Annotated in this window: 13 protein-coding genes; 8 read left to right on the top strand and 5 right to left on the bottom strand. The window is 74.2% G+C overall.

Translation table 11 applies throughout. From position 1 onward, the window contains the following. Positions 1-169 precede the first annotated feature (169 nt). The 4 genes from ACL03H_RS00750 to ACL03H_RS00735 form a co-directional block, all read right to left on the bottom strand. Positions 170-1444 carry a PLL family lectin gene (locus ACL03H_RS00750; RefSeq protein ID WP_412809042.1) on the bottom strand — a complete coding sequence of 425 codons (1275 nt, stop codon included), beginning with the start codon at positions 1442-1444 and terminating at the stop codon, positions 170-172. 128 nt (positions 1445-1572) lie between these two features. Next, entirely contained in the window at positions 1573-2256 is a 684-nt protein-coding gene (locus tag ACL03H_RS00745; RefSeq protein ID WP_412809041.1) for a helix-turn-helix transcriptional regulator, read from the bottom strand. A 359-nt stretch (positions 2257-2615) separates the two neighbouring features. After that, on the bottom strand, positions 2616-2792 hold the full coding sequence (locus ACL03H_RS00740) for a hypothetical protein (RefSeq protein WP_412809040.1): 177 nt from the start codon (positions 2790-2792) through the stop codon (positions 2616-2618). Between the two features lie 118 nt (positions 2793-2910). Next, positions 2911-3774, bottom strand: coding sequence for an MBL fold metallo-hydrolase (locus ACL03H_RS00735; RefSeq protein ID WP_412809039.1), 864 nt, complete (start codon positions 3772-3774; stop codon positions 2911-2913). Positions 3775-4085: 311 nt separating this feature from the next. Between ACL03H_RS00735 and ACL03H_RS00730 the strand changes: the two genes are divergently transcribed. From ACL03H_RS00730 to ACL03H_RS00720, 3 genes are all read left to right on the top strand, one after another. Continuing rightward, positions 4086-4721 (top strand): DUF3159 domain-containing protein, encoded by a 636-nt coding sequence (locus ACL03H_RS00730; RefSeq protein WP_412809038.1) that lies wholly within the window; start codon positions 4086-4088, stop codon positions 4719-4721. Positions 4722-4765: 44 nt separating this feature from the next. Continuing rightward, positions 4766-6022 (top strand): alkyl sulfatase dimerization domain-containing protein, encoded by a 1257-nt coding sequence (locus ACL03H_RS00725; protein ID WP_412809037.1) that lies wholly within the window; start codon positions 4766-4768, stop codon positions 6020-6022. A 120-nt stretch (positions 6023-6142) separates the two neighbouring features. After that, positions 6143-7600: a sulfatase family protein gene (locus ACL03H_RS00720; RefSeq protein WP_412809036.1), complete on the top strand. Its 1458-nt coding sequence runs from the start codon at positions 6143-6145 to the stop codon at positions 7598-7600. Between the two features lie 41 nt (positions 7601-7641). Here ACL03H_RS00720 and ACL03H_RS00715 read toward each other — a convergent pair whose 3' ends face one another. Next, complete coding sequence (locus ACL03H_RS00715) at positions 7642-8277, bottom strand: TetR/AcrR family transcriptional regulator (RefSeq protein ID WP_412809035.1); 636 nt, start codon at positions 8275-8277, stop codon at positions 7642-7644. A gap of 143 nt (positions 8278-8420) precedes the next feature. Here ACL03H_RS00715 and ACL03H_RS00710 point away from each other — a divergent pair, with 143 nt between their 5' ends. Genes ACL03H_RS00710 through ACL03H_RS00690 form a run of 5 tightly spaced genes read left to right on the top strand, consistent with a single transcriptional unit; the run spans position 8421 to position 14044 of the window. Further along, complete coding sequence (locus tag ACL03H_RS00710; protein WP_412809034.1) at positions 8421-9449, top strand: amidohydrolase family protein; 1029 nt, start codon at positions 8421-8423, stop codon at positions 9447-9449. Further along, on the top strand, positions 9446-10612 hold the full coding sequence (locus ACL03H_RS00705; protein WP_412809033.1) for a VOC family protein: 1167 nt from the start codon (positions 9446-9448) through the stop codon (positions 10610-10612). Before ACL03H_RS00710 ends, ACL03H_RS00705 begins: the two co-directional genes overlap by 4 nt. After that, positions 10609-11553 (top strand): fumarylacetoacetate hydrolase family protein, encoded by a 945-nt coding sequence (locus ACL03H_RS00700; protein ID WP_412809032.1) that lies wholly within the window; start codon positions 10609-10611, stop codon positions 11551-11553. The genes ACL03H_RS00705 and ACL03H_RS00700 overlap by 4 nt, the downstream gene beginning before the upstream one ends. After that, positions 11550-13088, top strand: a complete 1539-nt coding sequence (mhpA, locus tag ACL03H_RS00695) for a bifunctional 3-(3-hydroxy-phenyl)propionate/3-hydroxycinnamic acid hydroxylase MhpA (protein ID WP_412809031.1) — start codon at positions 11550-11552, stop codon at positions 13086-13088. The genes ACL03H_RS00700 and mhpA overlap by 4 nt, the downstream gene beginning before the upstream one ends. Beyond that, positions 13085-14044 carry an enoyl-CoA hydratase/isomerase family protein gene (locus ACL03H_RS00690; RefSeq protein ID WP_412809030.1) on the top strand — a complete coding sequence of 320 codons (960 nt, stop codon included), beginning with the start codon at positions 13085-13087 and terminating at the stop codon, positions 14042-14044. Before mhpA ends, ACL03H_RS00690 begins: the two co-directional genes overlap by 4 nt. The last annotated feature ends 343 nt before the right edge of the window (positions 14045-14387 follow it).

Here is a 14387-nt window from a genome sequence, read left to right as displayed (position 1 = left end):
ATGCGGAAGTGAAGACCGGGTGCCAGCAGCGCTGCGGCAGCCGGACGCCGCTAGGCCCTGCCGCTTCGCGGAGACGGCGCCGGGCGACGGCGGTGTCGTCCCGGTGCGCGCGAAGCGGCGCCGCGCGGTTCAGCGGTATTGCGGTTCAGCGGTATTGCGGTTCAGCGGTTCAGCGGTTCAGCGTGAACGAACCGCCGAGCTCGGTGCTCCACGAGGTCCACGGGCCGCCGGCGGGGATGGTCTGGTGCATGCTCTCCATCCCGCCTCGCTCGCCGACGGCGAAGACGAACAGCCGCCCGCGAGCGTCGGGCGAGACGCCGACCAGCTCGTTCATCACGCCCTCGGTCTCGATCCACCTGGACCAGCCCGAGCGGCCGGGACCCGCCTGGTAGATCTCCTGCAGCTCACCGCGCTGGTCGAGCGCGTAGCAGGCGACGGCGCCCTTGGCGTCGACGGCCGCGAACGGCTCGCTCTCGATGGTGCCGCCCAGTTGCACCCACTCGCCCCAGGCGTGCGAGGCGGTTCCGGTCTCGGCGATCTGCTGCAACGTCTCCTGCGGAGTGCGGACGAAGACCCGCAGCCTGCCCTGCTTGTCGAGCGCGACCGAGGGACGGCCCTCGCCGCCCAGCCCGAGGTCCTCCGGCGCGCCCCAGGCGTCGGCGGCGGGGCGCAGCTGCGCCACCGCCCGCAGTCGTCGGTCGGCGCCCTGGGCGAACACCCGCAGGTCGCCGCGCGCGTCGCGGTGGATGGCGGGATCGCCCTCGACTGCCTCGATCGGCAGGTCCTGCCACGGGGTCCACTCGTCCACCCCCAGCTCGCGCTGCTCGGTGACGCGCAGCGCACCGCGGAGGGAGCGAGCGACCACGACGATCCGGTTCTCCGAGTTCACCGCGGCGGCGGGCACGCCGGTGAGGTCGTCGCCGCCCATGTCCCGCCAGGGCACCTGCTGCGAGCCGGGCTTCGCGATCCCCAGGTGGCCCCGGAGGTGACCGTCCACTCCGATGGCGAACCCGGCCAGGTCGCCGTAACCGTCCCGCACGGCGGTGGGCGCGTCGACGGCGTTGCCGCCCATGTTCGTCCAGCCCCCGCTCAGCGATCGGCCCTCGTCGGTGACGTTGCGGACGACGACGTCGTCGAGACCGCGCGCCAGCACCCCCACCCGGCCGTTCCGATCCAGGTGCGCCGCGCCGCCCGGGAGCCCGCTCTCCGCCAGCGGCCGCGGGTGCTGCGGGGGATCGCTCACCTGCGCCGGCACGCGGCCCGCTTCCGACCCCGGAGCACCGGGGGCGCCGTCCTGCGGGGTCGTCTGGCTGAACACCACGATCGGCGCCGCGATCAGCAGCATTCCCCCGACTCCGGCGAACAGCAGGAATCGCTGGTCGCTGCTGCGACGGCGCGGTACCCGCGGGATCGGCCGGGTCGGCCGGTCATCGACGGGGAACATGCGGGGGTCCTCGCTGTAGGGGTGCGGCGACGGTCGAACGTCGTCCTCGGAGGAAAGGCCCGGTTCATCACTGCGCGGAAACGGACACACCAGCCATTCTCACATTCTGTCACCGCAGTGGAAGATTACTAGATTATGCCCGCCCGAAGCCCGTAAGCGACGAGCTGCGGACGGTTCCGGAGGTCGAGACGGCTGGTCAGGGCATGGATGATGTTCTTCACCGTGCGCTCCGAATAGCACAGCCGATTCCCGATCTCCTCGGTGTCGCAGCCCTCGGCGAGCAGCCGCACCACGTCGATCTCCCGGCTGTTGAAGCCGGCCGAGTTCAGCCCGCGCGGGGTGAGCACCTCCTCGTGGAGGTTCTGCACCTGGCGCAGCAGGTCGCCGAGCAGGTTCGGCGGCAGCATCCCCCCGCCGCGCGCCGCGATGGCGATCGTGCTGATCAACCGCTCCTCGGTGGCCGCGCTGCGGTGCAGCACCGCCACCACCCGGCACTCGACCGCGCCGAGCAGGTGCGAGCGGTCGAGCTCGCTGGTCACCAGCACCATCGGGGCCGTGGTCTGCGCGGCGGTCCGCCGCATCCGGGCCATCACCTCGGAGGTGACCCGGTCGGCCGCGAACACCAGCACGTCCACCTCGGCGGGCAGCTCGCCCGTCGTGACGAACACGTCCAGGCTGCCCGTCAGCGTCTGGGTGAGACCGTTCAGCGTGATCGGATCGGCCGCCCACACCACGACGCGCACCCGGGATTCCGGCTCCTGCTCGCTCAGCGCACTGGCCGGGCGCACCACCGATCCAGCAGGGGGGTTCATCCGCACTCCTCCGAACATGTAGGACGATTCGGGTCGCACGCCCGCCGCTGGGAACGACGTTGCTCACCAGGAGGGGCGACCACCACGAGTCTCCGCACGCCGTGGTGCCGACATCCGATTCGCCCGAGACCGGGCGGGATTCCCCCCACTTGACGATCCGGACGCCGCACGCATTCCTTGCGGCGTCGGGGAAACTCGGCGCGGGCGCGCGCGGGCGCCGCACCCGAAGCGCATCGGCGGGGTCAGCTCGCCTCGCTCCTCCGCGGAGGGCGGTGCCCGGAGCGCGCCGGGGAGAGCGCGGCGCTTCGCACGCGGCCCCAGCGGCCGATGATCGTCGGAGCGTGGATCGAACCGCGTCCTCAGCCTCCGCGGACCGGCGCCTGGTCGCTGGGGCGGCCCCCCGCGAGGTGCACGAGGCCGGCCCCGATCGGCTCGGCGTCGGCCTGCGCGAGCGCGGGGAACACCACCAGCGCGGCCGCCGCGACACCTGCCGCCCCGGCGATTCGGTGAGCGTTGATGGCGAACCTCTCTTCCACGTGGGCACGGAGCGGGCCAGCGGACAGTAGGCCGCCACCGCGGCAGCCGGGTTCTCCGGCGCGGCCCCGGAAGGGGTTCCCCTCACCAGGAACCACCCGCCCGCGAAGGCGCGCCGCCTCACTTCCCGACGACCACCGAATCGAGGTCGGAGCCGACCAGGAGCGGGCCGGTCCAGCCCCCTTCGCGCACCTCGCGCTCGTAGGCCGCCCGATCCTCCTCGGTCTCCGGCGCCGGGATGAGGTGGGTGAGCACCAGCCGCCCCACGCCCGCCTTCGCGGCCAGCTCCCCGAGGGCGACGGTGTCGGCGTGGTAGCTGAAGATCGTCTCGAAGGCCGTGCCCTCCACGAACGGCCCCAGCGAGGAGGCCCGGCAGGCCTCGTGCACCAGCACGTCGGCGCCGCGCGCGAGGTCCTGGACCTCGTCGCAGACGCGGGTGTCGCCGGAGACGACCACGACGGCGTCCGGGGTGGTGATCCGGTAGGCCACGGCCTGCTCGACGGGTTCGTGGCGCACTCGAACCGCCTCCACCCGCACCCGGCCGGAGGGGTCGGCCCACACCTCGGTCGGCACTTCCGGCAGCTCGAACAGGGTGGGGACCAGGCTCGGCGGGTTCTCCTGCACGTGCTCGCGGCGGACCGCCACGTCGTACTCGTAGGCGTCGAGCACCCGGTCCAGGAACCGGCGCGCGTGCCCGTCGCTGGCCACGACCTCCAGCGGCCCGGATCCGGTCAGGTGGTCCCGCACCCAGCGGGTGTGCACCAGGTCGGCCACGTCGACGACGTGATCGCTGTGCAGGTGGGTCAGCAGCAGCGCCGACAGGTCGCTCGGGAGCACGCCCAGCCCCGCCAGCCGCAGCGTGGTGCCGCGGCCCGCGTCGACCTGGATCGCGATGTCCTCGTGGCGGATCAGGGTCCCGGCACCGGCGCGGTCCGCGCTGGGGAAGGGGACTCCGGTCCCGGTCAACGTCACCGTCGTGCTCATGTTCGCTCCTCGGGTTCGGCAGGTCAGCCAATTGCAGTCTCACTGCAATATAGTGGCCAGCGGGCGCTCGGCAACCGCCCACCCCCAAGTTTCTGACGTTCAACTCGTAAGTGATGATACGATCAGAAACATCGCGGACCCGAGCCGCGCGAACCGGAACTCCGGGCGCCACACGGGATCCCGCCGACTGGTCCACCGCGGACGCGACCGGCCGAGCCGTCCGCCACCCCGACTTCCGCCCGAGCCCGACCCCGCAGCGCCGCACTATTGCAGTGTCGCTGCAAAGATTGCCGAGCCCCGTGGAGAACCCGATGAGCGAACCCAGCACCGACTCCGCCGCCCCGCCCTCCCGCACCCGACCCGATGCGGGCGCGGTGCTGCGGCACGTCGTGGACGCGGCCGCGCCGCCGTTCACCTTCCTGCTGCTGAACAACCCCTGGGGAGCCCGCCGCGCCGCGCTCGCCGCGCTGCTGGTCGCGGTGGTCATCGCCGCGCTGCGGCGCTACCGCGGCGAACCGCTGGGCCTGGTCATCGCCTCCACCGGCTTCGTCGCCCTGCACAGCGCCGGAGCGGTCCTCATGGGCGAGGGCAGGGCGTTCTTCCTGCCCGAGCTGATCATCAACGTCGTCGCGCTGCTGGTCTGCGCGGGATCGCTGCTGGTGGGCCGTCCGATCACCGCCGTCGTCTGCCGCAAGCTCGGCGTCACCCCGGACGACAGCCCGCGCGACCGGGGCGCCGCGCGCAGGCACCTGGGGCTCACCGCCGCCTGGTCGGCGATGTGGGCCCTGCACCTGCTGCCGCTGGCCTACCTGTACTCGATCGACTCGGTGGCCGGGCTCACCGTGCTCGGCACCTTCTTCAACAAGCCGACCCTGCTGGCGATGGCCGCCGCGACCGTGTTCGTCGAGCGCCGCGCCACCCGCGCCCCGGCCACCAGCGCCGCGTGACCGCGCGTCCGCGCCACCACCCGCACCCCGAGGAGAGGAACGCCATGACCGAATCCATCCTGCACGCCGCCGAAGAGGTCTGGGCGGGGCGCGCCCCGCTCGCCGAGCTCGCCGGGCACTCCGCGATGGCCGCCCCCGAGGAGGTGGCCGACGGCGTGTTCATGGTGCCGGGCTTCAGCCACTCCTTCGCCGTGCGCCACGACGAGGGGTTGCTGCTGTTCGACACCGGTTCGGCGATGCTGGCCGACAACCTGCACCGCGCGGTGCGGGGGTGGAGCGACGCGCCGGTCACGCACGCGGTGTTCTCGCACGGCCACGCCGACCACGTCTTCGGCCTCGGCCCGTTCGAGGCCGCGGGTGACGCCCCCGTCGTCGTCGCGCACGAGAACGTGGCGAAGCGGTTCGACCGCTACGTCCGCACCAACGGCTACAACGGCATCATCAACCGGCGCCAGTTCCAGATGCCGGACCTGACCTGGCCGACCGAGTACCGCCACCCCGACGTCACGTTCACCGACTCGCACCGGATCGAGGTCGGCGGAGTCGTCCTGGAGCTGACCCACCACCGCGGCGAGACCGACGACCACGCCGTCGGCTGGCTGCCGGACCGCAAGATCCTGTTCCCCGGCGACCTGTTCATCGGTCTCGCGCCGAACGCGGGGAACCCGCAGAAGGTGCAGCGGTTCCCCGAGGAGTGGGCCGCCGCCCTGCGCTGGATGGCCTCGCTGGGCGCGGAGCTGATGCTCGGCAGCCACGGGGTGCCGATCGTGGGCGCCGCGCGCATCCGGGAAGCCCTGGAGAACAGCGCCGCCTACCTGGAGAGCCTCGTCGAGCAGACCCTGGAGTGCCTCAACGAGGGCGCCACCCTGGTCGAGGCGGTGCACCGGGTGCGGGTGCCCGAGGAGCTCGCGGGGCTGCACTACCTGCAGCCGCTCTACGACGAGCCGGAGTTCGTGGTCCGCAACGTCTGGCGGCTCCACGGCGGCTGGTACGACGGCAACCCCGCGCGCCTCAAGCCCGCCCCCGACGAGGCGCTGGCCGGGGAGCTGGCCGAGCTGTGCGGTGGCGCCGAGGTGCTGGCCGAGCGCGCGACGGCGCTCGCCGAGGAGGGCTCGCTGCGGTTGGCCTGCCACCTCGCCCAGCTGGCGGGCGACGCCGCCCCGGACAGCGCCACCGTGCAGCGGGCCCGCAAGCAGGTCTACGCGACCCGCGCGGATTCGGAGCGCAGCACGATGTCCAAGGGCATCTTCAGCTGGGCCGCGTCCGAATCGGACACCGCGCTCGCGAAGCTGCGCGGCTGATCGGGGCGCTCGGACCGCGAAGCGGCGGCGGTGGAACGCCGCCGCCCCACCGCCGCCCGGGGCGACGCGGCCCCGGGCGCCGCAACACCCACCCCAACCCCGGAGAGGACCGCTCCCGTCATGTCCCCCTCATCTCGCACGTTCTCCCGCCGTCACCTGGGCGGCGCCTTCGGCGCGGGCGCCGCGGCGGGCGCCGCCGTGGTGGCAGGGCTGCCCGGGCCGGAGCGCCCGGAGGCCGCGGCCGCACCGGCCGAGCGACCGTTCCAGGCCGCGCCCGGTCGCCGCTCCCCGCGCCCCAACCTGCTGTTCGTGCTCGTCGACGACCTCGGCTGGGCCGACCTGTCCTGCTACGGCGCCCCGCACCTCGCGACCCCGCACCTGGACCGGCTCGCCGCGCAGGGCGTCCGGTTCACCGACGGCTACGCCGGGGCGCCGACCTGCTCGCCCACCCGGCTGAGCCTCTACACGGGCCGCTACCCGGGTCGCGTGGAGGCCGGGCTGGCAGAGCCCATCCAGGCCGGCGATCCCGGCCTCGATCCCGCGCACCCGACGCTGGCCACCGCGCTGCGCGACGCCGGGTACACCACGGCGATGATCGGCAAGTGGCACTGCGGCGCGCTGCCGGAGCACTCCCCCCTCCGCTCCGGCTGGGACGAGTTCTTCGGCAGCTACGGAGGGGCGCTGGAGCCGTACTCGAAGATCGACGAGGACGGCCGCCACGACCTGTACGACGGTGAGGAGCCGCACCAGGACTCCCGCTACTACCCGCGGATCATCGCCGAGCGGGGAGCCGAGTTCATCGAGCGGGACCACCGCGCGCCGTGGCTGCTCAACCTCAACTTCACCACGCCGCACTGGCCGTGGATCGCCGAGGGCGACGAGGAGGAGGCGGCGCGGGTGGCGCAGCGGGTGCGGGCGCTCCCGCCGGAGCGCAAGAAGCTCGCCCTCGCGCACACCGACGGCGGTTCGCTGGACACCTACCGGCGGATGGTGGAGGGCCTGGACAGCGCGCTGGGCGACGTGCTGGCGGCGCTCGACCGCTCCGGGCAGGCCGAGGACACCCTCGTGGTGTTCACCGGGGACAACGGCAGCGAGCGGTTCTCGCACACCTGGCCGCTGGACGGGCACAAGTCGTCCCTGCAGGAGGGCGGGATCCGGGTGCCGACGATCGCGCGGTGGCCGGCCCGGCTGGACGGCGGTCAGTTCAGCGCCGCGCCGGTGATCACCCCGGACTGGACCGCCACCGCGCTGGAGGTCGCGGGAGCGCGTCCCGACCCGACCGCACCGCTGGACGGGGCGAGCCTGGCCGGATATCTGCTGCGCGGCGAGGAGCCCCCGGCGCGGGACCTGTTCTGGCGGCAACGCGGAGAACGGGCGCTGCGCCGGGGGAAGTGGAAGTACCACCGCGCCGAGAACGCCAAGATCCCGGTGAACCACGGGCGGGACGTGCTGTTCGACCTGGAGCGGGACCCGGGGGAGTGCGCCGACCTCGCCACGCGGGAACCGGAGGTCCTGGCCGGGCTCCGGGCGGCCTGGGAGGCGGTCGACGCCGGACTGCTGCCCTACCCACCGCGGTGATCCGTCGCGGGGGACGCCCGGGCCGCCGGGCGTCCTCCGGGTCAGCGGAGTTCGGGGAGGGGCCGGCGGGCGACCTCGGCGGCCTCCTCCGCCGTCAGCCCGAAGCTGCGCAGGAGCATCTCGGCGAGCTCGGCCGCCGCCCGGTCGCCGTCGATCTCCGGGTGGGAGAACCGCAGCTCGACCAGGCCGAGCATGGCGCCTCCGAGGGCGGTGAGCGCGATCAGCGGGTCCAGTTCGAGGAACCGCCCCTCCGCGATCCCCCGGTTCACGTCCCGCCGGGCTCGCGGGGCCAGGCCGCCCTCGGAGTGCAGGTGGCCCCGGGCGCGGTCGCACAGGATGCGCATCGCCTCCGGGTTCGAGTCGACCATCCGGGCGCTGAGCCGGAAGCCGCCGGAGACGAGCTCGGCCGGGTCCTGCACCTCGCTGAGGTGCGCGTCGAAGGCGCTGCCGAACTCCTCCAGCACGTCGGCGACCGCCGCGTCGAACAGCTGCGCCTTCGACTCGAAGTGGTTGTAGAAGGAGCCGAAGCCGACGTCCGCCCGCTCGGCGATGAACTGGATGCTCACGGAGGTGTCGCCGGTCTCGGCGAGGATCTGCCGGGCCGCGCGCACGAGCGCCTGCCGGGTGGCGGCCCGGCGGCGGTCGTTGCGGTTGCCGGTGGTGGCTGAAGTGGGCATGTGCCCAGCTTAACAAGACTTCTGACGAAAACCCCTGTTCTGATGTTCTCATCACTTTCTCAGGGTCGAGCTGTTGACGATGACTTCAACATGTTTGATGATTTCATCAGTAAAGCGATCCGCCCCCACCCGAGAGGAGCACCATGAGTCCCCGTTCCGGCCCGCCGCTGGACGGCGCCATCGACGTGCACGCGCACTACGTCACCCCGCGCCTGCGGGCCGCCATGGTGGACGCCGGACACGCCGAACCCGACGGAATGCCCGCGATCCCGGACTGGAGCCCGGAATCCGCGCTGGCGGACATGGACTCGCTCGGCGTCGCGACCGCGCTGCTGTCGGTGTCCTCCCCCGGAGTCCACTTCGGATCGGACGCCGACGCGCGGCGGCTCGCCCGGGACGTCAACACCGAGGGCGCGGAGATCGCGGCCGCGCGTCCGGACCGGTTCGGGTTGCTCGCGTCGCTGCCGCTGCCGGACGTCACCGGCGCGCTGGCCGAGGTCGAGCACGCCTTCGACGCGCTCGGCGCGGACGGCATCACGCTGCACACCCACTACGACGGCAAGCACCTCGGCCACCCGGAGCACGAACCGCTGCTGTCCGCGCTGGACGAACGCGCGGCGGTGGTGGTGCTGCACCCGACCTCCCCGCCGTGCTGGGAGGCGGTCAGCGCCGGACTGCCGCGCCCCCTGCTCGAATTCCCCTTCGAGACCACCCGCGCGGTCGCCTCCCTGGTGCTCAGCGGCGCCCTGGAACGCCATCCCCGGATCCGCTTCGTCGTCCCGCACGCCGGGGCCGCGCTGCCCGTGCTGGCCGACCGGATCGCCGCGTTCTCCCTGATCAGCGGCGGTCCGCCGATCGACGTGGCGGGCGCGCTGCGGGGCCTGCACTACGACCTGGCCGGGTTCGCGCTGCCGCGCCAGCTCCCCGCGCTGCTGGCGCTCGCGGATCCGGACCGGCTGCTCTACGGCAGCGACCTCCCGTTCACCCCGGCCCCGGTGGCCCGCGGGCTCGCCGAGGCGCTCGCCGCCGACGCGACGCTCACCGCCGAGCAGCAGCGCTCGATGCGGCGCGGTGCGGCCGAAGCCCTCTTCCCCCGGTTCGCGCGGCCCGGCCCTCCCGGCGCGGCGGAACCGCGTCCCGACGACCGATCGCTTCGAGGTGACCAGCGATGACCATCGAGATACCCGCTCCCGACGACCTGCCCGCCGACGCGCACAGCGGCCTGCACAGCGAGCGCGGCGCACTGCCCGGGGAGCACCCCGGCCGGGTCCGCGACCCGATCATCAAGGTCCGCGATCTGGCCTGGTTGGAGTTCGAGAAACCCGACCTGGACCGCACCGAGAGCTTCGCCCGCGACTTCGGCTTCACCATCGCCGCCCGCACCCGCGAGGAGCTGCGGCTGCGCGGCAGCTTCCCCGGCACCGACTCGCTGGTGGTCCGGCGGGGCGCTCGCTCCCGCTTCGTCGGCCCGGTGTTCCAGGCCGCCGCGTCCGAGGACCTCGACCGGCTGGCCCGGCACGCGGACGCCCGTATCCGGGGGCTCGGGCCCGGCCGCTCCGGGCGGATCGCGGAGCTGACCGACCCCTCCGGCATCGCGGTCGGCGTGGTGCACGGCGCCGAGGAGCACGCGGAGCTGCCCGGTCAGGTCCCGCTGACGCTCAACACCGGCCTCGGGCCCGACCGCTTCGCCGCACCCCGGCTCAACCGCGCCCAGCGGCCCGCGCTGGAGCCGGCCCGGGTGCAGCGGCTCGGGCACGTCGTGCTGGAAACGCCCCGGTTCCAGGCCGCGCTGAACTGGTACCTGCGCACGCTCGGGCTCATCGTCAGCGACTTCCTGTACCTGCCGGACGACCGGTCCTTCGGCCCGACGATGGCGTTCATCCGGTGCGACCGGGGTGACGAGCCGGCCGACCACCACACGCTCGCGATGCACCTGGGCCCGTCCACCGGGTACGTGCACTCCGCCTACCAGGTCACCGACCTCGACGCGCTGGCGGCGGGCGGGCAGTACCTCGGGGAGCGCGGCTACAAGCGGGCCTGGGGCATCGGCCGCCACGTCCAGGGCAGCCAGCTCTTCGACTACTGGCGCGACCCGGACGGCCTGATGGTCGAGCACTTCGCCGACGGCGACCTGTTCGACGCCTCCGTCGAGCCCGGCTGGGCCAGCATGTCCTCCTCCGGCCTCGCCCAGTGGGGCCCGCCGGTCACCCGCGACTTCCTCGGCGCCTCGCCGTCCCCGGGCAAGCTGCGCGAGATCTTCGACAGCGTGCGCGGGGACCGGACCGACCTCACCACCGCCCGCCTGCTGAGCCTGATGAAAGCGATGAACTCATGAGCACCTCCGTCCTGCGCACCACCGACGACTGGTACGTCGAGCTCCCCGGCACCGGCCGGGCCGTCCGGGTCGACACCGCCGCCCGCACCACCGCCGAGCTGCTGGCCGACCGCGCCGCGGTCGAGGCGGCCGCCGCGGACGACGGCGAGGCGGTGGAGGTCACCGCGCTGGAGCTCGTCTCCCCCGTCACCACGCCCTGCCGCGTGGTGGCCCAGATGGTCAACTACAAGTCGCACGCGCGGGACTCCGGCATGGATCCCGACGAAGTGCTGCCGACCTTCTTCCGCAAGGCCTCGCACTCGGTCACCGGACCGGACGCCACCGTCGTTCGGCCCGAGCACGTGCGGTTGCTGGACTACGAGGTCGAGCTCGGCCTCGTCATCGGCGCCCCGCTGCCGGTGGGGACCGAGGTCGCCGAGACCGACCTGCCGCGCTACGTGGCGGGGCTCGTGGTCACCAACGACATCAGCGCCCGCGACGTGCAGCTGCCGAAGGGCCAGTTCTACGAGGGGAAGTCCTACCCGACCTTCACCCCGGTCGGCCCGCGCCTGGTGCTGCTGGACCCCGCGGACCACGCGCGGCTGGGCCGGCTGCGGCTGCGCCTGGAGGTCAACGGCGTGGTCCGCCAGGACCGGACCCTCGCCGACATCATCGTTCCCCCGGCCCGCGCGCTGGGCGTGCTCGCCCGGTTCCAGCCGCTCGACCCGGGCGACCTGGTGCTCACCGGCACACCCGGCGGCACGGCGCTGCGGGCCCCGGCGAAGGCGCTCGAAATCATCGGCGGGCTGCTGCCCCCGGCGAAGAAGTGGAAGTCCTTCATCGATCGCCAGGCCGCGAACCCCGCGTACCTGCGCCACGGAGACGTGATCACCGCCTCGATCGCGACCGACGACGGCGCCCTCGACCTGGGCACCCAGCGCAACCCGGTGGAGCACCGATGACCGGCCGGGTACCCGTCGTGGTGGTCGGGGCCGGCCCGACCGGCATCACCGCGGCCACCCTGCTCGCGAGCTTCGGCGTGGAGTGCCTCGTGCTCGACCGCTTCACCGAGGTCTACCCGCGCCCGCGCGCCGTGCACCTGGACGGGGAGGTGCACCGGATCCTGGCCCGCCTCGGCGTCGCGGAGGAGTTCGCCGCGATCTCGCTGCCCTCGCCCGGAATGCGGCTGGTGGACGCCGACACCGAGGTGCTCGCCGAGTTCGGCCGCCCCCCGGAGCCCGGCGCGCACGGCTTCCCCGAGGCCAACATGTTCGACCAGCCGGAACTGGAGCGGCTGCTGCGGCGCAACCTCGCCCGCCACCCCCGGGCGGAGTTGTGCGGGGGCGTCGAGGTCACCGGCCTGGTGCGGCACGAGATCACCGGCGACGGCGCGGTGACCGTCGAGTTCCGCGACACCGCGACCGGGGAGCGGGACGCGGTGGTCGCCGACCGGGTGCTCGGCTGCGACGGCGCGAACAGCCTGGTGCGGGACGTGATCGGCGCGCGGATGACCGACCTGGGCTTCGAGCAGCGGTGGCTGGTGGCCGACATCGCCACGGCCGACGACCTGGACAGGTGGGACGGCACGCACCAGCTGTGCTCCGCCGAGCGGGCGGCCACCTTCATGCGCGTCGGACCGGAGCGCTACCGCTGGGAGTTCCAGCTGCTGCCCGGGGAGTCGGCCGCCGACTTCCCCACCATCGCCGCGCTGCGCCCGCTGCTGCGCCCCTGGGTGCGGGACGGGCTGGACCTGGAGCTGCTGCGGATCACCGAGTACACCTTCCGCTCCCAGGTCGCCGACCGCTGGCGCGACGGACCGGTGTTCCTGCTCGGCGACGCCGCCCACCTCACCCCGCCGTTCGTCGGGCAGGGCATGGGCGCGGGGCTGCGCGACGCGCAGAACCTGGCCTGGAAGCTGGCCGGAGTGCTGCGCGGGGAGCTCCCGGAGTCCGATCTGGACAGCTACCAGGTGGAGCGCCGCCAGCACGCGGCGATGATGGTCCGCGTGGCGGTGGCGATGGGGCGGGCCATGACCGGTGGCGGGCGCCCCGCCGACCTGGTGCGCCGGACCCTGCTGCCGGCGCTGCTGCGGGTCCCCGGGGTGCGGGCGGCGCTGGGCGAGAGCTCCAGCCCGGCGCTGCGCCGCTCCTCGCTGGTGCGCGCGCGCCCGGAACTCGCGGGACGGTTGTGCCCGAACGCGGAGGTCACCCGCACGTGCCGGTTCGACGACCTGGCCGGGGGTCGCTTCGCCCTCGTCACCGACCTCCCGCTGGACGCCGGGGAGCTGCGCGAGGTGGAACGCGCCGGGGCGATCCCGGTGCGGGTGGCCCCGGACGAGCCGCTGGGCCGCTGGCTGGCCGAGGGCGGGGCCCGCGCGGCCCTGGTGCGCCCGGACGCGACCGTGCTCGCGGCCGGGGACGCGCCGCGGCCGGTGCTGGCCGCGCTGTCGGAGGAGGGGCGTCGCGTGGCGGTGCCGGTCGGCGGAGCGGCGCGGTGAGGGCCGTCGAGCGGGAGTACGCCACGCTGCGGGTGGAGCAGGACGGGCGGGTGCTGACCGCGTTCGTCGCAGCCCCGCCGCACAACTACATGACCGCCGCGATGCAGCGGGACTTCGTCGAACTGGTCGACGCGGTGGAGCGCGATCGGGGAGTCGGCGCCGTCGTGGTCACCGGCGGGGTTCCCGGCCGGTACATCACGCACTACGACATCGGGCACCTGCTCACCGCCGCCGAGGGATCGCCGCCGCTCTCCCCGCGTGCGACGGCGGCGGTGGTGCGCTCGGTGGCGCTGCTGCACCGGCGCGGCGGGGCGGTGGCCCGGCGGCTGCTGCGGCGCGGCCCGCTGGCCGGGGTCCACCGGCTCGTCGAGTTCAACCTCGCGCTGGAGCGGATCCTGCGCTCCCCCGCGGTGTGGATCGCGGCCGTGGACGGCCCGTGCGGGGGCGGCGGGCTGGAGATGTCGGTGTTCTTCGACCTGCGGTTCGGCTCCGAGGAAGCGCGCTTCGTGCTGCCGGAGCTGAGCATCGGGCTGTCCACCACCTTCGGCGGGCGGCGGCTGGCGCAGCTGGTCGGGCCGTCCCGGGCGCTGGAGCTGATGCTGGAGGCCCGTCCGCTCGACGCCGGGGAGGCGCGGTCCTGGGGCCTGGTGGACGAGGTCGTCCCCGGCGACGTGGTGGCCCACGCGCAGCGGCGGGCCGTCCGCTTCGCCCGGCGCCCCCGGGAGGTGGTCGCCGCGCAGAAGGGCCTGTTCCACGACCCGGACCGCACGACCGCCGCCGAGAGCCTGCTGCGGGAGCTCATCGCGCAGGGCGTCGGGGTGCCCACCGAGCGGGTCCGCTCGGCGCTGCGCCGGTGGCTGGAGCTCCAGGGCCCCGACGGGGATTCGACCTTCCTCACCGATCCGCGCCCGTGGGAGGAGGGCACGGCGGTCGACCTCGTCGGCGAGGCGCCCTGAGCCGGCTGAGGCCAGCGGCGCGCTCGCCGCGCATCGGGACGGCCGCGACGCGGATGAGCGGCCGTCGGGAGCGCGCGACGGGCGCCGGACCGCTCAGGCGCCGACGCCGGCGGGAGGCGGCCCGCGCCCGGCCGCTCCCGGGCGGGAGGCCGGGCGCGCGGACCCGCTCATCCCCCCCGGCGGCGGATCGGTCCTCCGGCTCGAACCGGCGACGAGCGCGGCGAAGCGGCTGGCAAGATCAGGTACCGTCCCGGTGCGCAGCCGGGCGGGGCGGGGTGCGGCGGCCGCCGCGCTCCACGGGGCCGGATCGCCTGCCCGGCGGTCACCGAGCGGAACGAGGACG

It is taken from the genome of Saccharopolyspora antibiotica (assembly GCF_047200635.1).
GTDB lineage: Bacteria > Actinomycetota > Actinomycetes > Mycobacteriales > Pseudonocardiaceae > Saccharopolyspora_C.
Note: the sequence above shows the minus strand (reverse complement) of the source record. Positions and strands in the feature narration are given on the sequence as shown.

What these genes read in the sequence shown, in the direction of transcription:
- ACL03H_RS00750 (WP_412809042.1), bottom strand. Translation starts at nt 1,444, where the DNA reads ATGTTCCCCGTCGATGACCGGCCGACCCGGCCGATCCCGCGGGTACCG.
- ACL03H_RS00725 (WP_412809037.1), top strand. Translation starts at nt 4,766, where the DNA reads ATGACCGAATCCATCCTGCACGCCGCCGAAGAGGTCTGGGCGGGGCGC.
- ACL03H_RS00705 (WP_412809033.1), top strand. Translation starts at nt 9,446, where the DNA reads ATGACCATCGAGATACCCGCTCCCGACGACCTGCCCGCCGACGCGCAC.
- ACL03H_RS00720 (WP_412809036.1), top strand. Translation starts at nt 6,143, where the DNA reads ATGTCCCCCTCATCTCGCACGTTCTCCCGCCGTCACCTGGGCGGCGCC.
- ACL03H_RS00715 (WP_412809035.1), bottom strand. Translation starts at nt 8,277, where the DNA reads ATGCCCACTTCAGCCACCACCGGCAACCGCAACGACCGCCGCCGGGCC.
- ACL03H_RS00745 (WP_412809041.1), bottom strand. Translation starts at nt 2,256, where the DNA reads ATGAACCCCCCTGCTGGATCGGTGGTGCGCCCGGCCAGTGCGCTGAGC.
- ACL03H_RS00730 (WP_412809038.1), top strand. Translation starts at nt 4,086, where the DNA reads ATGAGCGAACCCAGCACCGACTCCGCCGCCCCGCCCTCCCGCACCCGA.
- ACL03H_RS00735 (WP_412809039.1), bottom strand. Translation starts at nt 3,774, where the DNA reads ATGAGCACGACGGTGACGTTGACCGGGACCGGAGTCCCCTTCCCCAGC.
- ACL03H_RS00700 (WP_412809032.1), top strand. Translation starts at nt 10,609, where the DNA reads ATGAGCACCTCCGTCCTGCGCACCACCGACGACTGGTACGTCGAGCTC.
- mhpA (WP_412809031.1), top strand. Translation starts at nt 11,550, where the DNA reads ATGACCGGCCGGGTACCCGTCGTGGTGGTCGGGGCCGGCCCGACCGGC.
- ACL03H_RS00710 (WP_412809034.1), top strand. Translation starts at nt 8,421, where the DNA reads ATGAGTCCCCGTTCCGGCCCGCCGCTGGACGGCGCCATCGACGTGCAC.